Raw genomic sequence first — 21393 nt, 5'->3', positions numbered from 1 at the left:
CACGCGGAATCGTCGTTCCTACAACGATTCCGCGATGCTCGAGTGGTCGACTGTATCGTGAGGGCGCGAGAGGGCATCGAGAGTCATGCGCACATCGTGCACCCTCAACGCCGATGCGCCCCGTGACACGCACAGAGCGGACACGGAGGCTGACGCTCCATCGAGCTGCGCTGCGTCGAAATGCTCGAGTCCGGAAATCGTTCTCAGAAAGGACTTTCGAGAGGCGCCGACGAGCACCGGCAACACCCCCGAAGTCAATTCGTCCAACCGATCCACCAGTTCCCAACTCTGTGCAGCGTTCTTCGCGAAACCGAGCCCTGGATCGAGGATCAACTGTGTGGCACGAACTCCCGCCGCGATCAGATGATCCACTCGTTGGCGCAGTTCGCATACGACCTCGCCGACGACATCGTCATAGTGAGCGTGCGCGTGCATGTCCGAACTGAGTCCCCGCCGATGCATGACGACAAACGGTATGTCTGCGTCGGCGATCACACCTGCCATACGCGCGTCGGCGGCGCCGCCGCTGACGTCGTTGACAACGCAGGCACCGTTGTCGATCGCCGCCTGCGCCACTTGAGCCCTCGTGGTGTCGATACTCGTGTATACCCCAAGACCGGCGAGCTCACGAATAGCCGGAACCACACGTGCCAGTTCATCTTCGGCAGAAATTCTGCCCGCGCCCGGGCGAGTGGACTCGCCGCCGATATCCACGATGTCGGCGCCGTCGCGCCAGAGGGCGAGCCCATGTTCGACTGCGGCGCGGGTGGTCGCGTACAGCCCTCCATCCGAGAAGGAGTCGGGTGTGACGTTGAGGATTCCCATGATCACGCAACTCGGCGCCTTGCTCGCTCGGCTGCGATCAAGCCTCGGCAGATGAAGGGGATTGCTGGTGTTTCGATACATTTGTCCTACTCGAGAATGCGGCTAGTTGGCCGAGCGCTGAGGTAGCACTCTGTACGTCGCGTGCGTGCGCGGTCCCGCGCGTGGACAATGGTCGACGAATCGAGCGGGCCGAACTTCGAAGGGTCCATTGAACGGACAATAATATTCCGTTGGAGCTGGGTTGATGTCATCTTCTAGACCAGTGCAGAAGCCGAATCGTACCCCTTTCTCTGATCGACGTGATCCAATGGTGTTGCCTCACAATCGTGTAGGGAATGGAGTAGGCCTTCGCTCGTGTGTGGCGAGCGTGGATCGTGATGTTGCGATTCTGGATCAATTAATCTTCGGACCCCATCAGCGACTCGATCGCCGGGTGCTGTGCCAGTGGAAGGAAAATCAATGTCAATCGACAATGTTCCAGTTCTAGTAGATGTTCCGGCGTATCCGGATGTTCCGACATACACCAATTTGGTTGGTGGACTGCATATCTGGGAGGGAGACGGCTGGAAAGAGGAGTCGCTGTCCTGGAAAATCGGGACGTATCTGGCATCCAACCTCAGTGGGCCTCAGGAGCTGACGCTCCGCGGTCCGGGTGCGCAAGAGTTCCTGTCCAGGTTGAGTATCAACAATGTGTACAAATGGAAGGTCGGTACCTCGAAGCATCTCGTGATGCTCGACGACAACGGTTACATCGCGACGCACGGTCTCAGTGTTCGCGACAACGAGGACACCTTCCGACACCTTGCGTCCTGGCCATGGCCGATCTACAAGGCGGAATCGACCGATCTGGACGTAGAGCTCACAGTCAGGAACATCTTCCTGATCCAGGTCGCCGGCCCCACTTCACTCCAAGTTCTCGAACGCCTTCTGGGTGAGCAGGTGCGTGATGTCGCGTTCCTCGCCATCAAGGACGTCACTGTGCCGGGAATCGGCGAAGCGGGGGAGGTGGAGCTCTCTCGTATCGGGATGGCCGGCACCCTTGCGTACGAACTGCGCGGTCCGCTCGAGCTCGGGCCGCGTGTATTCGACGCTGTGTATCAGGCAGGTCAAGGGCTTGGTATCAAGCGTTCAGGTTGGCGCACCTACGTCGTGAACCATACCGAGGGTGGTTTTCCCCAGATATCTTGTACATTCCTCCCTTCAGTGTACGAGGACGACGGTTTCATGACCCATCCGCAGTTCTCGTTGTTCGGCAATGCCGCGGGCAGCGAACGCACGGGCAGTGTCGACCACCAGGACCTGCGTGCACGTTTCCGCACTCCATTCGAAGCAAATTGGGGGTGGATGGCGAAGTTTGACCACGAATTCATCGGTCGAGCAGCCCTGGAAGCCGAAGCGGTCAAGCCCCCTCGTAAGACCGTGACGTTGCGGTGGAACAAAGAAGACGTAGTGGATGTGTTTCGCTCCCAGTTCGAACCGGGCGAGGAATACCGAAACTTCGAGTTTCCCACCACGCCCCAGTCGCCCGCGGGTGGGCACGCCGACCTTGTCACGATCGACGGGAAGCCAGTCGGTGTGTCCTCCACCGCCGTCTATTCCTACTTTTACCGGGAGATGATCTCCCACTCCACGATCGACCTCGACAAGGCAGAGATCGGAACCGAGGTAGTCGTCCACTGGGGTGAGTTCGGCAAGCGAATCAAACCTGTGCGGGCAACAGTGGAACGTTTTCCGTACCTCGATTTGCCCAGCAACAAGGATTACGATATCGACAGCGTACCCAGCGGAGTGACCTCCACGAAGTAGCCCGTCGACGGAACGAATGTTCTGCCGGCAACGCTGGATCCTGTCAGCCCTGGTCGTTCCACCTCTGCATCCGGGAGTCGCTCGCTTGGCGGAGTCCATTCAACGAACAACACCGTTTTCGTGTGTACTGCAGATGACATCTTGAAGTCACGGAGATCTCTGCGCGGCGACTCGAACCAGTGACCGCCGCACTTCTCTGACTCGGTGTCACCAAACTGCTCTATAGATCATGTCGACAGGCCTTGACGATGCATGCCTGAGCGAACGCGCCACGAGCAGCGAAGGAATCCGGCGCAGGATCTTCGACATAACTAAACGTAACTACGGTTACTCATGGAGGTTCCTAATGACAGCAGGTAAGGCAGCCCCGGTCGCCGAATGGTTGGATCCTCAGCAGCTCCTGGAGGACCCCTATCCGGCCTATTCGCGATTGCGTCGCGAGTCACCGATCGCGTGGGTCCCTTTCATGGACAGCTATGTGGCTTCCCTCTATGAAGATTGCCGAACCCTGGAGATGACCACTGAGGTGTTCGTCTCGAGCGGAGACAGCCCGGCGCGCCGAGCAATCGGGCGAAGCTCGATGATCGACACCGATGATCCCGAACATCGAGAGATACGCAAGCCGGTCAACAGTGGCTTGCGGCCGAAGGTGATCAAAGAACGATGGGGGGGTGCTTTCGAGAAAAATGCACGCTTCTATCTCGACGTCCTCGCCGACCAGGGCCCGCGAAACGCGGATCTGAACAGTGCATTTGCGGCGCCTTTGGCGGCGAAGAATCTGATTGACCTGCTGGGACTCGGCGATGTAGATGTAGACGACGTACGCAACTGGTCGTCGACACTCATGTTGGGAGTGGCCAACACGGACGACGATGAGGGAGTGTGGGCGCAAGTCGATGCGACACGCACCCAGATAGACGACCACCTCACTGAGGTCCTGCGATTTCTACGTCACCATCCGGACGACACCTTCACTTCGGCACTAGCTGCCGCTGGACTCCCTGAAGATGTGATCAAGGCCAACGTCAAGCTGGCGATTGCGGGAGGTATCAACGAGCCCCAGCATGCTGTGACAAGCATGGTGTGGTCACTCAGTGAGCATCCGGAGCAGCGCGAACTGGTCCTCAACGATCCTGTTCACTGGCCGGCAGTCTTCGACGAGACGCTGCGTTGGATCTCGCCTCTGGGACTGGTTGTCCGGGTAGCAGCCGAAGACACGGTTCTTCGCGGCGTGTCGATCCCTGCCGGCAGTAATGTGACAGGTCTTGTGGCCTCGGCTAATCGGGACGCGAGTATTTTTTCCGAAGCGGACGACTTCGATATCACGCGGCAGAAAATCGTGAGTCTGGCCTTCGGGTCGGGCGTGCACATGTGCGCTGGTATGTGGGCAGCCAAGTGGGCAATCGGCAACATTGCAGTTCCGATGTTGTATCGCAGGTTCGAAGGCCTCCGAACCGCGACTGATCGAGAAAGCCCATGGTTTGGATTTGTCGTACGTGGACTCCAACATCACGCGGTTACCTGGGACCAGGATCGAGGAACGGTTTAGGTGGCGCGCATCTGCTTTGTGCACGGCGACGGTCACTGCGACGATCTATCCGTACCCGACGGTACGACGGTCATGCGGGCTGCGGTCAGCCACTCTGTCGCAGGCATCGTCGGTGAATGCGGCGGCCAGGCCATGTGCGCGACATGTCATATCTATGTGAGCGACAAATACCTCGAGTTTCTACCGGACATGGACGAGGACGAGGACGAAATGTTGGATGACACTGTCGAGCCGCGCGATCCGGTGCGATCGCGCCTGGGCTGTCAACTCAGACTGGAAGGTGACATTGCCGATCTCGAGGTCACTGTGCCTGGTCGGCAAGTATGAGCGTCGTACCGGCACAACCGTCAGGCGTCGTGATCGTGGGAGCGGGCCATGCTGGTGTTCAGCTTGCAGAGTCCCTGCGTCACCGCGGTTTCGGCAATCCGATCACTCTCATCGGCGAGGAAGCCGACGAACCTTACGAGCGACCACCTTTGACCAAACAATTCTTGAACGGGTCTACCGAGCTAACTCCATTGCGTGGCAACGATTTCTACCGTAATCGCTCAATAGACCTCCGTCTTGGACGGCGAGTCGTCAACATTGTGCGCTCGCAGAACAAGGTCGTACTCGACGACGGCGAGTTCATTGAATACCAGAACCTGGTTTTGGCCACCGGCGCACGCAGTAGACCGTTTCAAGGGACGATCGATGCTTCGGCCGCGTCAGTGGTCCACACCATCCGGACGGCCGCCGATGCGCAGACTTTCACCAGTCAGCTCGACTCTGCACGGTCGCTGGTGATCGTCGGCGCGGGATTCATCGGCCTGGAAGTCGCTGCAGCAGCGCGCAAACGAGGCATCTCGGTCTCGATCGTAGCTGCGGGTAGACCTCTGTCGCGGATCGCGAGTCCCACGTTGTCCGACTTTCTACTCGCAGCGCACCGGGGGCAGGACTCTCGCTTTCGGTTCGACAGGGTCTCGTCGATCATGGCAGTGGTGGGCTCACAAACGCAGGTGAGCTTGCTGTCGGGAGACCGACTGTACGGTGATCTGGTCTTGATCGCGATCGGCTCGATTCCGAACGTCGAACTTGCTGCATCGGCGGGATTGGCGGTGTCGAACGGCGTCGAGGTTGACGAATACGGCATGACGTCCGACGAAAACATCTGGGCTATAGGCGATGTTGCGTCTCGGTCGAACGGATCAGGAGGTCGTACGCGAGAAGAATCCATTCAAGCTGCGGGGGAGCAGGCTCGCTGCCTTGCTGCAACATTGACCGGAATACCCACGATATGTACAGAAGTCCCGTGGTTCTGGAGCAATCAAGGCGCCCTGCGGCTGCAGATCGCCGGTATCGCGAGCAGTCAAAGCTCGACTGTAGTTCGTGGAGACATCGAACAAGGCCGATTCTCGGTGTTCGCATTCGACGGTGACGCCCTTCGTGCCGTCGAGTCCGTCAACTCCCCGAAAGATCACATTTCATCGAGAAGAATTCTCGCACGCGGAGTTGATCTTCTCCCGCAGCAGGCAGCGGATCTGTCCTTCGATCTGAAGGCGCACTCACATTCCACCGCTACCGGCCAGCCCATGTCAGGAAGGCTAGACACGTGAACCTATCTGATTCGCTCGCCTCCGACCCCGCGATATCCGGCGAGCTGGAGTGGGCCATACTGGCTCGATTCACACAATATGTGCTTGCGATGGCAGACGGGCATGTCGAGGTCGAGGGCCGAGCGAAGCAGACATCGAACAACGTATTCGTATACCCACTCACGTCGCTGACCACGATCGAGAACCACACGGAGTTGCGATTCTCCGGCGGGGTGAGGTTCATGGGCCATGCAGGCATGCTCGACCTGCCAGTCCGTGATCCGATCATCTTCATCGTCAACGGGTTGTGCCGTCTTGAAATCGCCGATCCCGATGACACGAATGCCCGGTTGCAATTCGCTTCTGGACACCTTGTTTCAGACGCAACGACTCTGTGCGTCGACTGGACCCTGGACGAGCCTGGAAGCGAGTTGTTTTTCTATCGCTACCCTTCGGGATTCCCCATCGACCCCACGATCATCAGCGTGGACGGACCAGGCACCACCGGGCGCTCGTCGCCTCACCTGTGACGGATTGAATACGCACTCAAGTCGCGCCTCGGTCACCGAATTTTCGGAGACCGAGGCTACAACCGTCTATGTCACGGGATGAACGGCACTAGAGGCCCACGATGCCTTTTGCACCTGGGGCCCGACGGTACGCGTCCCAGTGCTCGACCAGAAGTCCGTCGCGGACACGGAAGATGTCGATCAGCATCCCATCGGTCTGGATATCCTGGCGTACAACAAGGTCCCCCTCCGCCACGACATTGAGCTGGACAGTCTTGGAAGGATCGAGTCGTTCCGACTGCGGAAGAGACAGAATGTGCGCGAAAAACTCTCGGAGCCCTTCTCTCCCCTGTCCTGCCTCGGGATTGTGTTGTATGTAGTCCTCGGCAACGAGTTCATCGATGACCGACAGGTTCTCGATTGTCCCAGTTGCGATCTCAAGGAAGAACCTCTCGACCACTTCTTTGTTCCGCTGCATGGCACTCGTACTGCGTGATGTGTTCACTAGTTGCTCCTTGTATCGGATTGTTCACTCGAGCGATGATGTCAAGCGTCTACCGGTGCGAGAACGACGTCGAATCGCACTGTGGACCAAGTGGCGTCGAGCAGCCGGCCGTCCGGTGTGGGAGAAGCCGCGGGCTGCCGCTGGAAGTCCTTGACGAGCGAATCCTTGTGCCCGAAGACAGTATCTCCCGGACCAATCGGGTCATCAGAGGGAAAAATATGGGTCACTAGAGTACGACACGCGTCGTGCGAGACCATGAAGTGTAGGTGAGCTGCTCGTAGCGGGGAACGTCCGACCGAATCAAGCATCATGCCCACCGGTCCATCGTTCGGGATCGGATACGGCGTTGGCGTCAATCCCCAAAACTTGTAACTCCCATCGATATCGGTGTACAGATGGGCGCGTGCGGCGCGGTGGTCAGCGTCGTACTGCACGTCGTAGAGCCCGTCCTCGTCGGCTTCCCACACCTCGATGCGAGCGCCAGCGAGCGGGCGCCCGTCGGTATCGGTCACCGTACCTTCGACCCAGCACGGTTCTCCTGGGGCCCCGAAGGACATGTCCGCGCCCAACTCGATCTCGGGACTGTCCTCGACGAAGAACGGACCGAATACGGTCGCTTCGGTTGCCTGTTTGTAGGCCCGGTTGTTGACGTTTATCGTTTGCATCGAGATTCCGAGCGTGTCCGATAGGAGAATGAACTCCTGCCTCACATCGGTTGTGATCTTGCCGGACTCGGTCAGAAAATTGATGGCAGCGCCCCATTCTTCCTCGGTCAACCGGGTCGTTCTGACGAACGAGTGAAGGTGCCGCACGAGGGAGACCATGAGCTCTTTGAGCCGAGGGTTCTCGCAGGAGTCGAAGGATCCGACGACCTTGTCGACCAAAGTCTGTTCGACCCGTTGTTGTTCCTCGGTGACGTCCGCATAGCTGGTGCCGCGGGTGGGGGGGACAGGGTTCACGTAGGTGGCCACGGTGATTCCTTTCGGGCATGGATCAGTGATCGGGAACCGTCATGGGCTGGCCGGACCACGCGGAGAACAGAAGTTCAGCGAGGTTGTCCCGATCTACGGGGGTGGGGTTGTTCGCTGGAATCACATCGAGAATCGGGGTGAGTGCAGCCGAGATCCCGTCCTGTGGCATTCCCAGCTCGCGTAGTGCGCGGGGCGCGTCCAGCTCACCGACGAGTGATTCCATACCCTCGACGGCGCTGTGGGCTCCGAGTGCTCGTGCGATGAGCTCTTCGGCGTGAGGTGCGTTCGGAGCGTTGAAGGACAGCACGTGCGGTAGCACCACTGCGTGAGTCTGAGCATGGGGCAGATCGAACATGCCGCCGAGAACGTGGCAAATTTTATGGTGCATTCCCGAACCTGCGCTGGAGAATGCCGTCGCTGCCAGGTACGCCCCGTACAGGGACTGTTCGATTCCCGTCAGTCCAGTGGGATCGCGCGCGACGTGCGCAATACCCTGCGCCAAGCTCTCTAGCGCTTCCGCGGCCAGCACTCGATCGATCGGATCTGCGCGAGGCCCCCACATAGAATCGACGCAGTGCGCAACAGCATTGAGTCCGCTCGCAATTGCAGTCTGTCGGTCGAGCCCGCTCAAGAGGGCGGCGTCGTACACCACCGAACGCGGGAGCGTTCGACGGTCGACACCTGTGGTTTTGACGCCATTCACCGTCGTTCCCCAGACATCGGTGGCTTCGGAACCGGCATACGTGGTGGGAACTGCGATGATGGGAAGCCCTGTCGTGAGGGCTATGGCTTTTGCGAGGCCAGTTGCGGAACCGCCGCCCACACTGACGAGGACATCGGCACCGACATCCGCGGCCGCGTACCGTGCGCGAGAGGCGACATCCTCGGGCACGTGCATGACGATCTCGTGGTGCCGCAGTACAACCGGTAGCTCTGATGCCATTCTGTCGACCAGACCGCTCCGACGCTTCGACGCGATCAGCATGACGCGTGTGAAGTTTGCCGCTTCTAGTTCCTGCGCCACAGCGGAGTACGCGCTACCAGTGGCGAATACGACACGTTGTGCGACGGATTCATGAACGAACTGCATAGATCGCTCTCCTGACGTTCTTCGGCGATCGGTCAAGCAGGAACACCGGGCGACTCCGCCCCGGAAAGCCATTCGGCCCCTTCGCCGTACAACTGCTCCACCGCATCCCCGGTCAATCCTGGAAGCCCATCCTTGACGTCAAACCCGGACTTCGTCTGCACGTACGCAAGATATCTGTAGCCGACAGGAAAGCGGTTCAGAAGTTCGGAGTCGATCGTGGGCGTGGCCGCCGGATCGATCACGTCGAGCCGATCCTTTTCGTAGATCGGTTGTCGGCGCACGATGGTCCAGCGGTCGTCCTGGCGCGCAAGAAAATCGTAGAAGCGTCCGGTGCATAGAACGTCGACATCAATCCCGTCCAAGGTCGCACGCTGACTGATCGTCATCTTTGTCTGCGCAATCGCGCGGTCTCCCGTGACATCGGCGCTGTGCCCACCCAGGAAGTGCAGGATACTGACGCCCTTCTCGAAGCCCTGGCGGCTTACCTCGATGAAGTCCGACGCACTGCCCTGGAACCAGGTGGCACTCATCCAGCCGTCCACCGGATGCCATACGGTTGCGAATCGGTCCCAGTCGCCCGAGTCTCGCCAAATGGCCCAATTCTCGACCAACCGACGAATCTCATCGCGATCGCTGTCACGTACTGCCACGGTGTCTCCGATCTAGTGAATGTGGAGACGACGATAGAACGGCTGGGCTGGACAACCAACGGACCGCAGCCACTCAGTGGTAATCATTCTCGTCGGTCGAGCGGAGCCTGGGCCCACGGTTGCCGGGCGCTGTAGGTACGCGATGCCCCCAGCGCGGCAGCCCTGACGGCCGGTGCCAGCCGGTCGAGAGTGACATGGGAATGAGTCACTATTCCCAGGGCTCCCAACACGGCACCGTCGCGCCCGAAGACCGGGCACGCGACGGACACCGCGCCCTTGGTCATCTCCTCACGCGAGTACGCGATACCAGCGTTTCGAACATCTTGCAGTGCACGGTCAAGGCGTCCTGGCTCGACGATGGTAAACGAGGTGACACGTTTCAGGCCGGCGGCGACTATCGATTCGAGCGTGTTGTCGGTGGCGTATGCGAGGAGCACCTTCCCAACAGCAGTAGCGTGCAACGGGAGTTGCCCACCCACTTCGGTTTTGGTCGGGACAGCTCGTGTCGCTGAGATCTTCTCCACACACAATGCCGTTGATGCGTCGAGCACGACCAGCTGCACATTTTCGTGAGTGGCCTCGTACAAATCCTGCATGAACGGCCAGGCCGCATCTCGGAGGTCTCGCTGTTGAGGCGCAAGCGACCCGAGTCGCCACAATCGCAATCCGATCCGGTAGCGCTGGTCCGGTAGGCGTTGCAATGCACCCCACTCAGTCAGTTCACGCAGCAACCGGCGGACAGTGGACATCGGCAGACCGGTGATGGTGGTGACCTCGGTCAAACTGAGAGTAGGCCGCGCCACATCGAACGATCCAAGCACTGTCAGCAGCCGATTGGAAACGCTGCGGCGCGGTTCGTTGGCATTTCCGGCCATGTTCGGTGTTTCCTTCGCAGTTGTCACTTCAAGAACTACACTGCCACTGAATGGCAGGAACTTCTGGGAATTCGAAGATTCCAGTCCTAGAGTCTCGTCGATGACAAAGGTGAGAATCGCATGAGCGGAGCGCGCTTGCTGCCGGGCGGCCCTGTAGCCGAACAAATTTTGGAAGAAGTGGGCCAACAGACCCGGCTACTCCGTGCTCGAGGAACAGTCCCGACACTGGCAACAATCCTGGTCGGTGATGACGCCGCCAGCGCCGGCTACATCAGAATCAAGCAGCGACAAGCCCGAAACAGTGGCTTTGAGTCCCCTCACGTGCACTTACCGGCATCCGCGAGCCAAGCAGACCTCCATCGCGTGATCGCCGACTTCAACGAGGACCCATCCGTACACGGTCTACTCGTGCAATATCCCGTTCCAGTAAATCTTGACTATGAGCGAGCCCTTGCGACGATCGATCCTCGCAAGGACGTGGACGGAATGCACCCGTACAACCTCGGATGCCTCGCTGTCGGCACTCCTGGCCCTCGGCCATGTACCCCCGCGGGCATCGAGGCGCTACTGGCGTTCTACGAGATCCCTGTAGCAGGCCGCGAAGTCGTGATCATCGGGAGAGGGGCGACCCTGGGGCGCCCGCTGGCGATGATGCTGTCGCAGAAGCGCCCCACCGCTGACGCCGCGGTAACTGTGGTGCACAGCGGTATCCGGGATTGGGAACGCTACAGCCGCCGAGCAGACATTCTCATCGCGGCAGCGGGACAACCCGGCCTCGTACGTCCAGAGCACGTCAAACCCGGCGCGGTCGTCATCGGGGGCGGGGTCCGATACGAAGGAAAACGACTACTGCCCGACGTGTCGGAGACGTGCGCTGAGGTTGCATCCGCCATCACCCCAAGGGTCGGGGGTGTCGGCCCGACGACGGTCGCCATGCTTCTGAAGAACGCCGTGGACGCAGCAGTAGCATCAGCGACTTCAGCCGAAGCGGCGTTTGCGCAATGACACGACATTCCTCGGCAGCACAATCGGTCGCGTCGGCAGTGCACACGCGATTACTCACCAATCGGCAGGTGGTCGAAGATTTCCTCGATCTGATCAATCGGGAGGGCCGTGTGCGGGATGCGTTCGAGAGGCACGTCGGCGAGGAATACATCCAGCACAGTCCCGGCGTCGCCAACGGCAGGGAAGCGGCGATCGAACTGTTGACGGGATTCGTGTCGAGTCCCGGTTTTGCCCCCGTGGTCAAACGAATCGTGTCCGACCATGACGTGGTCGTGACCTTCATGCACCTCGTAATCGACTCGCATCCGGGCGGTTTGGCTGTTGTGGACATCTGGCGGTTGAACGACAGCAAGATCGTCGAGCACTGGGATGTGGTCCAGGCCGTACCGTCTACATCCGCCAACGGTAACTCCATGTTCTGACCGTTCGTTCCGCAGAGACGCGATCTCTCGACAAGAGGAAGACCACATGTGCTCCGACAACCCAAATTCGAATCTCCAATTGGTTGATGTTCCGTCATACCCGGACATCTCGCTGTACGCCAATGTTCAGGGAGCTCTACACATATGGGAGGGGGATGGCTGGAAACGCGAATCGATGTCGTGGAAGACCGGTTCCTATCTCGCGTCAAACCTCAGCGGCACGCCGGAGATGAGATTTCGGGGTCCACAGGCGCAGGAACTGCTGTCGCGTCTGAGTATTAACAACGTCTACAAGTGGCCCATCGGTAAGTCCAAGCACCTCGTCATGCCCGACGAAAATGGCAACATCGCCAACCATGGTCTTGCAGTCCGGGACGGTGAAGAGTCGTTCCGTCAGCTCGCATCCCTTCCGTGGGCCGTCTATAAAGCACGCTCGCTCGGCCTGGACGTCGACATCAGTTTGCACCCCATCTTCATCTTCCAAATCGCCGGGCCTACCTCTTTGGAGGTGCTGGTCAATCTTCTCGGCGACGACGTCCGGGACCTCGAGTTTCTCGGTGTGAAGGATATCGAGATCCCCGGTGTCGATGCAGCATCCATAGAGCTGTCTCGAATCGGGATGGCGGGCACGCTTGCCTACGAGGTTCGAGGTCCGATCGAGTACGGACCGTCCGTGTTCGACGCGATCTATCTGGCCGGGCGGCCCTTGGGAATGCAGCGGTTGGGGTGGAGGACGTACGTCGTCAATCACACGGAGGCCGGTTTTCCGCAATTGGGTTGTACGTTTCTTCCTTCGGCGTTCACCGATCCAGACTTCCTCGCCATGCTGGGCCCCACCGGTCCCGATATGTCTACGAACAAGACCGGTGCTTTGCCTGGAAGTATCGATCCACGTGACTTCGGCGCTCGATTGCGAACGCCACACCAAGTCAACTGGGGATGGATGGCGAAATTTGACCACGAGTTCATCGGACGTGAGGCGATCGAAGCAGAGGCCGCGAATCCACGGCGGAAAACTGTGACCTTGAGGTGGAATAAAGAAGACGTCGTCGATGTTTTGGCTTCGCAGTTCGACGGGGGCGAAGAGTACAAAATGTTCGAATTCCCTACCACACCACAATCTCCCGCTGGCGGGCACGCAGATCTGGTAACCAAGAACGGCTCTCCGGTGGGGGTCTCGTCCTTGGCGGTTTACTCCTACTACTACCGTCACATGCTCTCACACTCGACCCTCGATCTCGCCGAGGCGGTTGTGGGCAACGAGGTGACAGTCCACTGGGGTGATCACGGCAACCGCATCAAACCCATCAGAGCGACAGTCGAACCTTTTCCGTACCTAGACCTTCCCTCTAACAAGAATGTCGATACCCGCGGCACAGAGTCACCGGCGTACCAACCTCGACGATGAGGTTGGTACGCGGCCAGCAAGACCGAAAAGGCGCCTGAGTAGCCGCTGGCGGGCTCAGTGTGGCCGGTCCGACTGGGCATACAGTCCAACACCGTGGTGGCCGACGCCGCGCACGTACGTATGGTGCCGTCGTAGAGGGCCCGGGACACTGCTTTGAACGCCTCCGCCCGAAGGCTCCATCGGCTCGGGAGTATTCCCTCCAACCGCCAACCGTTCGACGGCCGAGTGCAAGGGCCCCGTCGGGCCGCCGCCCGACGCCTCACACGACTCACAAATCACGAGCGGTGCCGTCATGATCAGTTCGTTTACCCCGGTCGCCCGGGCCGTGTCGCCAGTCTGCCTTGATAGTCACTGACTCCGCGGCAGGCCGGCAACGTAAGAAGCTGAAAGGACATCCAGCATTGGAGTCGCTTCCGGGACAATCGACCGATACTCGCGCGGACCCGGTTCCTCATCGGTAGTCGGCCCAGCGAACGACACCGGTAGTGCTGACTCAGCTTGCCCGTACTTTGGGCATTGCTACGTGATCGCCGCGACCAGGTCGAACAACGACTGAGCCTTCCCGAGAAGCGCAACCCTTCTCACCTTGCGGCGAGCGGTGAACTGGCACACCATCATCCGTCTGGGCATAGCTTGATGCACCTGCGCCTACACCTGGTGACGCGCTTGATCCTCGAACTCGGGTGGGTGAGTTCCTCCGACTTTCGGGTTGACGACATCTGGTTCCTGCAAGCTGCGCTCTCATCTCCTCGAACCAAAACGATGTCGAATTAAGTTCCGCGCGAACAATTCTCGAGGCGGAAGCCGAAGATAGGTTACGGCTCTACGTCAGCGCTGATGCGGTAGATCGGCGCGGTGAGTGCGCGAACCGGTATCCTCTGCCGTTCCGGTGCAGTCAGACCGAGCGACCTCGCAGACCGCGATTCCGCGACACGCCCCGGGCGGCCAGTACCACCGCCGGCGCCATCGCGCGGACTTTAGAATTCGAACTCACCACCGACAAAGCCGCCTCGACCTGCCCTCTGGAATCCAGGATCGGCGCGGCAACCGAATACGTTCCAGTAGTGAGTTCCTCGCGGACAACCGCGAAACCATCATGTCGGCACTGCGCCGTCACTCGCCGCAAAGGCTCGGCTTCCGTGATTGTTGATACCGTAAATCGTGCGAGCGTAGACCCGGTGACATAGCGAAACAAGTCCTCCCCGCCGTAAGCAAGCAGCACTCGCCCTGCTGCCGTTGCGTGCAATGGAAGCCGCCCCCCGACCGGGGACGCAACCGACACCACGGTTTGTCCTGAAATCCTCTCGACTACAACCGCTTCCATGCCCTCCAGAACAGCGAGCTGCACGTGTTGCCGCGTTGCCGAATGGAGGTCTTCCATGATCGGCAGAGCGTGTGCGCGTAACGGGAGCGCCCTCGGGTTCAACGTACCGAGTTCCCACAATCGCAAACCGATCACGTAGGCACCGTTCGGCAGACGCTCTACAGCACCCCATTCCAACAACTCGGCGACCTGTCGATGAGCGGTCGAATGTCGCAGGTCGGTGATCCGACAGAGTTGGGCAAGCGTGAGCTCAGGCCGGTCGACCGTAAAGGCTGCAAGTATCGCCAACGCTCGTGAAAGGACTGTTCGTCCGCTTTCGTCTCCGTCAGGCACAGTTCGAGTTCCCTTCATTCGTTCCGCCGAATGTCGGCGAACCCGCGCATAGCTACACAAATAAACCCCGAAATTGATGTCCGCCCAGCAGACATTGCAGGGACGCCGAGAGGCTGACGTCACACAATTGGAGACGAGTTGCCGATAGATATTGCTCGACAGGGTATTCGGCGAGAGAAGGCTTCATGCCGCTTCCACCCGCCCTATCGCAAGACCCCAGTCTACGACCAGGCGACTGATCGCGCCGTACTAGCGGCATCGCATCTCTCCGCCGGAAGGCCCAGTCAGAAGATGAACGAACGACAGCTCAGCCCCCGTTTCGTGCCGGAAGCAGCGCTCGATGTCATGGAAAATATTCAGGCCCCCACCAACCTTCAGGAACCCCGGATCTACCGAGATTCCGTCCCTCTTGGTTTATCTGCGACTTGCCCTTTCGCTTGGGGCTGGACGAAGGATCCGTCGTGGGATTGGCGACTGGGCACGTCTTGACCCGGAATAGACCGACCCACCGTCGGTGCCAAGCGCGGTGCTGCGGACCGTCCACCTTGTCGCTGTTCGGGGGGACGGTTCTTCGGTGTACGACGTCCCCGGGCGGTGGAGTGCGTCGCATTACACGTCGGCGCTCTGTTCATCGTCATGGCGAACGGTGGATACGCAGTGACGGACAGGCTGGCCGAAGATGCCGATCGAGGAAGAGAGCCACGGCACTCCTTCGCTGACTGCGCGTGTCCGCCATCGCACAGTGCCTCGGGTGCGATTCCGAGCGAATCATCAGCTAAGACCAGCTCAACAGAAGACTCGAAGCAGTCCTCCCCACAGACGCCGATCGTATGACTCCACTCCTGTTTCGACATCAACATCGACATTGCTGTTGACCCTACATACGGATAGATCTCATCCGAACGAAAGGCATACCCATGACACAAACTCTGGCCCAGAAGTCGGCCACCTTATTGGCGGCGAACATCGAGTATCCAATCTCCGCGAAGTCAACGATCGGGGGCGATTGCGCGATGTGGTAGCGCGAGTATCCGTCGGAGACGAAACCGACGTCGATCGTGCAGTAAATGCCGCCCACGGCGCCTATTCGCATTGGCGCACCACACCGATTACCGAACGTATCCAATTCCTCACGGCAGCGGCCGAAGTGGTAGCGAATGCCGAAGTCGAGTTGGCGCCCCTCCTTGTTCGTGAACACGGCGGCATGTTGTGGGAAGCGCAGACAGACTTCCATATCGGCACCGGTATGCTGCACGACACAGCCGGGCTGATCCGGGACTTCCTGCAGCCCGTCGAGTACACCGACGCTAACGGACGCATTAGCATCGAGAAGACCGCACGCGGTGTCGTCGGGGCAATCATTCCGTGGAACATGCCGATAGCGCTCACTTTTCAGAAACTGGCACCCGCACTGGCAGCCGGGAATACATTCGTACTCAAGCCGTCGCCGAGCGCATCCGCTGCCCTCACTCTGTTGTTGCAACGTGTCGCAGAGTTACTGCCTGCCGGGGTGCTGAATGTTGTCCACGGCGACGGAGATGTCGGCGCTGCTTTGTGCAGCCACCCCTTGGTTCGAAAGATTGCGTTCACCGGGGGAACGTCGACCGGAATCAAGGTAATCGAAGCCACTGCCCGAACGATCAAGAACGTCACTCTCGAGCTCGGCGGAAACGATCCTGCGGTGATCCTCGACGATGCGGATATTGACACCACGCTCGAACGACTGCTCAAGGGAGTGTTTACCCGATCTGGTCAGATCTGTTTCGGAGTCAAACGAATCTACGTCCCGCGCGCACTGTCCGCCCGATTCGCTACAGCCTTGTGCGAACGCGTCGACCACTACTCAGTAGGGCATGGTCTCGACCCCGAGGCGGACTTTGGCCCGCTGAACAACGAAGTCCAGTACAAGAAGGTCCTGAACCTGATCGAGCGGACCCATGCTTCGTTCGCGACGGTTCTAGAGTTGGGAAACAAGACCGACCCATCGGGGTGGGAAGACGGATATTTCATACTCCCACATGTGGTTCGAGACGCCGAGCACTCGGCACCAATCTCCAGTGAAGAGCAGTTCGGCCCAGTGATTCCGCTGATCACTTACGACAACGAGGACCAGGTTCTCCATTGGGCGAATGATAGCGAATATGGACTCGGCTCCTCGGTGTGGACTTCGGATGCAGACTGGGGCTTTGCCTTCGCCCGGAAGATCGAAGCCGGCAGTACATTCATCAATTCGCACTCTTTCGACTCGCTGGATCTGCGGATGCCGTGAGGTTCACCCCGAAAAGTGGACAGTGGTCACGCGGCCATCGAGGTCGCGGTCAGTGACTGTTCGTAGTCCGTGGGGCTGAGCATCCCGATCGTGGAGTGCCGACGTCGAGTGTTGTAGAAGTTCATCCAGTAGTCAACCGCAGCAACCAATTCGGCGGCATGGACGAAGATGTGACGATAGTAGTATTCGTGCTTGAACGTCGACCACAGACTTTCGGCACCGGCGTTATCCCAGCATATTCCGGTATCTCCCATCGAACGGCGTAGCCCGTATCGCTCGCACGCCTGCTTCATGATCTCTGCAGTGTACTGACTTCCTCTGTCCGAGTGCATGATTGTGCCGGCTACACCGCCGCCGCGCGCTTCGACGGCCATGTCCAAGGCTGCGATGACAAGGTCGGTCCGCATATGATCCGCCACCGACCATCCCAGAACCTTCTTCGAGTGCTCGTCCTTGATCGCACACAAATACATGTCACCTTCACCGCAGGTCAGGTACGTGATATCGGATGTCCAGACGGCATCGAGCCGGCCTTGATCGAACTGCCGTTGCACCAAGTCGTCCGGAAACGAGGCGAGCGGATCGACGACAGTGGTGCGAATCTTGAATGTCCGCGGGCTGATCCCGACGATGCCGAGTGATCGCATGAGTTTGGCGACAGTCTTCTCGGTGATGATCTCTCCGCCGTCGTGCAGTTCGGCGGTGATCCGAGGGGACCCGTACACACCTTTCGATTCTCTGTGGATGTCGAGGATCTTCACTTCCAAGTCCGCGCGGCGCTGTTTCCGTTCGCCCAATCCTGTTCGAACACTGAGTCCTTGGTTTTTGTAGAAGCCGGAGGTCGAGACATCGAGGAGCCGCGTCATCCGGTGGACCGCGAAGTTCGCGCACTCCGCAGCGATCAACGAGTAGCGCTCTACTTTTGTTGATTCGCCGCAAAGTACGCGGACGCTTTTTTCAGGAATGCGATGTCTTTCTCCTGTTCGGAGACCTGCTTGCGCAGCCGAGCAAGCTCGGTGCGTTCGGCGGCAGTCAACGGTTGATCGCCAGACTCTGCGGCAGCATCGACGCGTCGTCGTTCGTCGGCGACCCAGCGTCCGAGCAGGGCTTCGTTGATGCCCAGTTCACGGGAGACCTCGGCGATCGTGCGGCCGGAATCGATCACCCGGTGGGCGGCCTCGACTTTGTACTCGGTCGTAAAAGACCTGCGAGTGCGGGACATGAGGACATCCTCCCAGCGGAACCCTCGGTCCCGCTATCTCGGTGTCCACCATCCGGGGTGAACCTCACCGTTCGGTGGTGTGAAGCGAAGCGGTATCGGCCGGGAACTCAGCGCTGCAGGGTTGTCCGAGTACGTCGAGACTCACTCGATTCGACTGATCGACTGAAAATCCTGCTGGACTTAGAGTGAGAGTCCGTCACAACGGATCGAAGAGGCACCAATGGCCGTCTTGGCCGACGAACAAACCAACAACTCGCGACCTGCTTGAGAACTGGGCAGTGTGGCGTTGACGCCGGCGACGGGGAGCGGTTCGCCGGCGTATGTCATCCAGCCCCGGCGTCGATGGCAGCGACCTATTCCAAGGGGCCAGCGGCAGTCGCAATCAGTCCTGACCGCTTCGATAACGGGATATCGATTCTTCATTCCTCGGCGGTCATTCCGCCGACATCGTCGACGGTCGCGGTGTCGCACTGGCGAAGTTGACCATCAGCCATCGATGGAACCAAGGTCGACGCCACAGTCACCGGGCGCTTCTACGGGCTCTTGCCAACGGGTCGACGGCAACTGGAAAAGCTTACGTAGACAACCGATTTACGCGAAAATTTGCGTGACCAGGTCGATCTAGCTGTCTAACTCAGCCTCGATCACGAGCTCCTGACGAGTTTTCCAGTCGGGTACAGACGCCTCGGCTAGTTCAGACAAACGCGGTTTCACCGTTAAGACAGTTTGCCCGGACGGCGACGTCACCCGACGGCTGTTCGGCAAAGGGAAGTGCCTGGCTTTCGGGCTCGTCGGAATCTGGAGACCTCCACTGGCGCTCATAGCGAGGGCCGGCAGAACGAAACCTACGAAGCGGCTGCTGTGCTGTGGAGAGCAGCACAGTCCGGTCGCTACGCACACCACAACCAGCGCGCCTAACTGTATAGATACCAACCACAAGGATTGCGCCACAATGATTGTGCTCAATGCATGGTATGCCGCCGCGTGGGACACCGAGGTGAATCGCACACTGCTATCCCGCACAATCTGCGGACGGCCAGTCGTGATGTACCGAACGACAGATGGGACACCGGTTGCATTGGCTGACACATGCTGGCATCGGCTTGTTCCCCTGTCGATGGGAAGATTGAGTGGGGACAACCTGATCTGCGGATATCACCGTCTGAAATACGGGCCCAATGGGCGCTGCCGTGCAGATGCCGCCGCAGGAGACACGAGGTCGAACGCACCAGTGACAGTGTCGTAGTTGAGGCTGGCCTGGCGGGACTGGGCGAGTTCTTCGACTGGTCCCCGCAGGATGTCGAGGATCCGATCGGTGAGTATGAACCCGATGACCACGCCGACGAGGAGCGATACCGCCGCGCGCGTCGCGCGGCGTCGTGCCTCGCGTAGATGTCCGGCGATCGGCATCGTCCCAGACGTGGCGGTGGCCGTGGCCATGACGCTGTCGGTACGGAACCGTTGCGTTCGGGTCCACGTCGCGGGCAGGTGCCGTCGTATCGGCAGTGGACGCACTCTCGCGTCGCACAGTCGTCGTGTCTTCTCGCGCTTCGTCTTTCAGGACTCGCATCGATTGTCCGACGCCCTTAGCGAGGGATGGGAGTTTGGTCGAGCCGAAGACGAGAAGGAGGATCGCGAGGACGATGAGAGCGTGCCAGCCAGTGACATACCGGGCCACATCGTCGATGATGTCATCTCTTCGTCGCGGCCGAACATGATGTTGCCTGCTCAAGCGTCGTCCTCCGCCTACATGGCGCATCAACGGCGCGGTGCGCCTGCCACCTTCGCTCGACGTGATTCATTCGGGTGCGCCCACAGCACACGGGATCTCCGGGTCCCCACCACTGCGAGGACGAATCCCACACCCATGATCATTGGGCTGAGAAAGAACGCAGGTGTGTAAGCACCGGCTATATCGTAGGCCAGACCCCATAGGGGGGCCCCGATCGCCAATCCGAGCGTGCCCGCAGGCAGGAGGACTGCCACCAGCCGCGCGTAGCTTCGCTGGCCGAAGGCGAGCCCCGCGATGATCGCAGGCAACATACCGTTCGCTGTGATGGCCACTAGGGCTAACACCCCCAGGTCTTGGAACAAATCCGGTTCGGCGACGGCCAACGTAGTCCATCCTGCGGTTGCCGCGACCCAGATGGCCGAGGCCGTGCGGGTCAGCCCGAACCTGTCCACCAGCCAACCGACTAGAGGGATCGCGGGTATGCCGAAAAAGAAGAACAGAGACATCAGCATCGAGATCTCGTCGGACGGGACGCCATGCTCGTAAAGATGCGCGGGGTAGTGCTCTTGCCCGGCCAGAACCGAGCAGAACAGTGCCACGCCCACGAAGATGCACCACAAGTTCTTCGACTTCATTGCCATCGGGTATGGCATCCCGGTCATTTCATCAATACCCGGTGCGCCCGCATCGGAGGTGGCAGTCGGCCGCGGACCGGGCAGTGAGTGCCTGTTTTTCACCACTGTCGCAGCAGTCAGGGCGGTGACGACGACCATCGATCCGAGGACTTGGTAGCCGGATCTCCATCCGTGCTCCGCGATGAGGTTGGGAAGAACAGCCGACGCGACCATAGCGCCGAGACCGCCGAAGCCGGTCGCCAAGCCGAGCAGGATGCCTTTCCTTTGGGCAAACGAGGTGTCGATCAAGACCGCGACCAGGTAATTCGATGCGGGAAAGAGGGAGACACCGACCCAGATGCCGACCAGATATATCTCCCAGAGAGTCGAAGTAAGCGACATGAACACCAGGCCCAGGCCCGTCCAGCAGCCCCCGAGAACGATCAGAAATCGGATGTCGAAGCGGTTCAGCAACTTTGAGGCGAGAGGCATAGTGACGAGCGAGAGGAGAGTGAACAACGTGTAGTGGATCATGAAGGACGACCTCGAAATATCGAGGTCGGCCGTGACCGGTTGAACAAAGAAGCTTGTCCCCACCACGACGAGCATCAGCGAGGCGATGAGCAGTGAAGCAGCGATCATGATCCGAATGTCGTTGATACGTGAGCGATTCATTCTGAGGTCTCCTTCCGGGAGCAGCGTGAGACGTA

General features: G+C 59.6%; 19 protein-coding genes and 4 pseudogenes. 11 read left to right on the top strand and 12 right to left on the bottom strand.

What is annotated here, in order from left to right:
- Window positions 1-18: 18 nt before the first annotated feature.
- Window positions 19-825, bottom strand: a complete 807-nt coding sequence (gene folP, locus H351_RS29750; protein WP_051636617.1) for a dihydropteroate synthase — start codon at window positions 823-825, stop codon at window positions 19-21.
- Between the two features lie 459 nt (window positions 826-1284).
- On the opposite strand from folP, the gene H351_RS29745 reads away from it, so the two are divergent.
- The 5 genes from H351_RS29745 to H351_RS29725 all read left to right on the top strand — a co-directional run bounded on the left by H351_RS29745 (window position 1285) and on the right by H351_RS29725 (window position 6284).
- On the top strand, window positions 1285-2631 hold the full coding sequence (locus H351_RS29745; RefSeq protein WP_029256923.1) for an aminomethyltransferase family protein: 1347 nt from the start codon (window positions 1285-1287) through the stop codon (window positions 2629-2631).
- Window positions 2632-2977: 346 nt separating this feature from the next.
- Window positions 2978-4180, top strand: a complete 1203-nt coding sequence (locus tag H351_RS29740) for a cytochrome P450 (protein ID WP_029256924.1) — start codon at window positions 2978-2980, stop codon at window positions 4178-4180.
- Window positions 4181-4507, top strand: coding sequence for a 2Fe-2S iron-sulfur cluster-binding protein (locus H351_RS29735; RefSeq protein ID WP_029256925.1), 327 nt, complete (start codon window positions 4181-4183; stop codon window positions 4505-4507).
- The gene (locus H351_RS29730) at window positions 4504-5775 is read left to right on the top strand and encodes an NAD(P)/FAD-dependent oxidoreductase (protein ID WP_037120018.1); all 1272 of its coding nucleotides are present in this window, start codon (window positions 4504-4506) and stop codon (window positions 5773-5775) included. Before H351_RS29735 ends, H351_RS29730 begins: the two co-directional genes overlap by 4 nt.
- Window positions 5772-6284, top strand: a complete 513-nt coding sequence (locus tag H351_RS29725; protein WP_037120021.1) for an HtaA domain-containing protein — start codon at window positions 5772-5774, stop codon at window positions 6282-6284. Before H351_RS29730 ends, H351_RS29725 begins: the two co-directional genes overlap by 4 nt.
- Window positions 6285-6372: 88 nt before the next feature.
- On the opposite strand, the gene H351_RS29720 is transcribed toward H351_RS29725, so the two are convergent.
- The 5 genes from H351_RS29720 to H351_RS29700 form a co-directional block, all read right to left on the bottom strand.
- On the bottom strand, window positions 6373-6723 hold the full coding sequence (locus H351_RS29720; protein WP_244891531.1) for a nuclear transport factor 2 family protein: 351 nt from the start codon (window positions 6721-6723) through the stop codon (window positions 6373-6375).
- 86 nt (window positions 6724-6809) lie between these two features.
- Window positions 6810-7739 carry a dioxygenase family protein gene (locus H351_RS29715; RefSeq protein ID WP_051636540.1) on the bottom strand — a complete coding sequence of 310 codons (930 nt, stop codon included), beginning with the start codon at window positions 7737-7739 and terminating at the stop codon, window positions 6810-6812.
- A gap of 22 nt (window positions 7740-7761) precedes the next feature.
- Window positions 7762-8829: a maleylacetate reductase gene (locus tag H351_RS29710; RefSeq protein ID WP_029256929.1), complete on the bottom strand. Its 1068-nt coding sequence runs from the start codon at window positions 8827-8829 to the stop codon at window positions 7762-7764.
- Window positions 8830-8861: 32 nt separating this feature from the next.
- Window positions 8862-9479, bottom strand: a complete 618-nt coding sequence (locus tag H351_RS29705; RefSeq protein WP_029256930.1) for a nuclear transport factor 2 family protein — start codon at window positions 9477-9479, stop codon at window positions 8862-8864.
- Between the two features lie 83 nt (window positions 9480-9562).
- Window positions 9563-10381: an IclR family transcriptional regulator gene (locus tag H351_RS29700; RefSeq protein ID WP_244891530.1), complete on the bottom strand. Its 819-nt coding sequence runs from the start codon at window positions 10379-10381 to the stop codon at window positions 9563-9565.
- A 93-nt stretch (window positions 10382-10474) separates the two neighbouring features.
- Between H351_RS29700 and H351_RS29695 the strand changes: the two genes are divergently transcribed.
- From H351_RS29695 to H351_RS29685, 3 genes are all read left to right on the top strand, one after another.
- Window positions 10475-11359, top strand: coding sequence for a bifunctional 5,10-methylenetetrahydrofolate dehydrogenase/5,10-methenyltetrahydrofolate cyclohydrolase (locus H351_RS29695; RefSeq protein WP_029256932.1), 885 nt, complete (start codon window positions 10475-10477; stop codon window positions 11357-11359).
- Window positions 11356-11781 (top strand): nuclear transport factor 2 family protein, encoded by a 426-nt coding sequence (locus H351_RS29690; RefSeq protein ID WP_029256933.1) that lies wholly within the window; start codon window positions 11356-11358, stop codon window positions 11779-11781. Before H351_RS29695 ends, H351_RS29690 begins: the two co-directional genes overlap by 4 nt.
- 175 nt (window positions 11782-11956) lie before the next feature.
- On the top strand, window positions 11957-13189 hold the full coding sequence (locus tag H351_RS29685) for a hypothetical protein (protein WP_244891529.1): 1233 nt from the start codon (window positions 11957-11959) through the stop codon (window positions 13187-13189).
- An 895-nt stretch (window positions 13190-14084) separates the two neighbouring features.
- Here H351_RS29685 and H351_RS29680 read toward each other — a convergent pair.
- On the bottom strand, window positions 14085-14864 hold the full coding sequence (locus H351_RS29680) for an IclR family transcriptional regulator (RefSeq protein ID WP_051636543.1): 780 nt from the start codon (window positions 14862-14864) through the stop codon (window positions 14085-14087).
- Between the two features lie 661 nt (window positions 14865-15525).
- On the opposite strand from H351_RS29680, the gene H351_RS29675 reads away from it, so the two are divergent.
- On the top strand, window positions 15526-17115 hold the full coding sequence (locus H351_RS29675; protein WP_081051233.1) for an aldehyde dehydrogenase family protein: 1590 nt from the start codon (window positions 15526-15528) through the stop codon (window positions 17113-17115).
- A gap of 26 nt (window positions 17116-17141) precedes the next feature.
- Here H351_RS29675 and H351_RS29670 read toward each other — a convergent pair whose 3' ends face one another.
- Window positions 17142-18080, bottom strand: a complete 939-nt coding sequence (locus tag H351_RS29670) for an IS3 family transposase (protein ID WP_230793658.1) — start codon at window positions 18078-18080, stop codon at window positions 17142-17144.
- Complete coding sequence (locus tag H351_RS29665) at window positions 18032-18337, bottom strand: transposase (RefSeq protein ID WP_029256938.1); 306 nt, start codon at window positions 18335-18337, stop codon at window positions 18032-18034. Before H351_RS29665 ends, H351_RS29670 begins: the two co-directional genes overlap by 49 nt.
- 76 nt (window positions 18338-18413) lie before the next feature.
- On the opposite strand from H351_RS29665, the pseudogene H351_RS31995 reads away from it, so the two are divergent.
- Both H351_RS31995 and H351_RS31700 read left to right on the top strand, forming a co-directional pair.
- Window positions 18414-18503, top strand: a pseudogene (locus tag H351_RS31995) (hypothetical protein); the annotation flags it as partial.
- 786 nt (window positions 18504-19289) lie between these two features.
- Window positions 19290-19551, top strand: a pseudogene (locus tag H351_RS31700) (Rieske 2Fe-2S domain-containing protein); the annotation flags it as partial.
- Between the two features lie 16 nt (window positions 19552-19567).
- Here the strand turns inward: H351_RS31700 and H351_RS29660 are convergent.
- The 3 genes and pseudogenes from H351_RS29660 to H351_RS29655 all read right to left on the bottom strand — a co-directional run.
- Window positions 19568-19747 (bottom strand): annotated as a pseudogene (locus H351_RS29660) (twin-arginine translocase subunit TatC); the annotation flags it as partial.
- Between the two features lie 187 nt (window positions 19748-19934).
- A pseudogene (locus H351_RS32880) lies at window positions 19935-20096 on the bottom strand (twin-arginine translocase TatA/TatE family subunit); the annotation flags it as partial.
- Window positions 20096-21358, bottom strand: coding sequence for an MFS transporter (locus H351_RS29655; protein ID WP_029256940.1), 1263 nt, complete (start codon window positions 21356-21358; stop codon window positions 20096-20098). The gene H351_RS29655 and the pseudogene H351_RS32880, both read right to left, overlap by 1 nt.
- Window positions 21359-21393 lie beyond the last annotated feature (35 nt).

Origin of the sequence: Rhodococcus erythropolis R138 (assembly GCF_000696675.2) — a bacterium.
In the GTDB taxonomy this organism is placed as follows: Bacteria; Actinomycetota; Actinomycetes; order Mycobacteriales; family Mycobacteriaceae; genus Rhodococcus_F; species Rhodococcus_F erythropolis.
This window is presented reverse-complemented; position numbering and strand designations above follow the sequence as displayed.

Excerpts from the sequence above, each read along its gene's own strand:
- H351_RS29675 (WP_081051233.1), top strand. The coding sequence starts at position 15,526 with ATGCCGATCGAGGAAGAGAGCCACGGCACTCCTTCGCTGACTGCGCGT.
- H351_RS29695 (WP_029256932.1), top strand. The coding sequence starts at position 10,475 with ATGAGCGGAGCGCGCTTGCTGCCGGGCGGCCCTGTAGCCGAACAAATT.
- H351_RS29655 (WP_029256940.1), bottom strand. The coding sequence starts at position 21,358 with ATGAATCGCTCACGTATCAACGACATTCGGATCATGATCGCTGCTTCA.
- H351_RS29730 (WP_037120018.1), top strand. The coding sequence starts at position 4,504 with ATGAGCGTCGTACCGGCACAACCGTCAGGCGTCGTGATCGTGGGAGCG.
- H351_RS29745 (WP_029256923.1), top strand. The coding sequence starts at position 1,285 with ATGTCAATCGACAATGTTCCAGTTCTAGTAGATGTTCCGGCGTATCCG.
- H351_RS29690 (WP_029256933.1), top strand. The coding sequence starts at position 11,356 with ATGACACGACATTCCTCGGCAGCACAATCGGTCGCGTCGGCAGTGCAC.
- H351_RS29680 (WP_051636543.1), bottom strand. The coding sequence starts at position 14,864 with ATGAAGGGAACTCGAACTGTGCCTGACGGAGACGAAAGCGGACGAACA.
- H351_RS29685 (WP_244891529.1), top strand. The coding sequence starts at position 11,957 with ATGTCGTGGAAGACCGGTTCCTATCTCGCGTCAAACCTCAGCGGCACG.
- H351_RS29740 (WP_029256924.1), top strand. The coding sequence starts at position 2,978 with ATGACAGCAGGTAAGGCAGCCCCGGTCGCCGAATGGTTGGATCCTCAG.
- folP (WP_051636617.1), bottom strand. The coding sequence starts at position 825 with ATGGGAATCCTCAACGTCACACCCGACTCCTTCTCGGATGGAGGGCTG.
- H351_RS29665 (WP_029256938.1), bottom strand. The coding sequence starts at position 18,337 with ATGTCCCGCACTCGCAGGTCTTTTACGACCGAGTACAAAGTCGAGGCC.
- H351_RS29710 (WP_029256929.1), bottom strand. The coding sequence starts at position 8,829 with ATGCAGTTCGTTCATGAATCCGTCGCACAACGTGTCGTATTCGCCACT.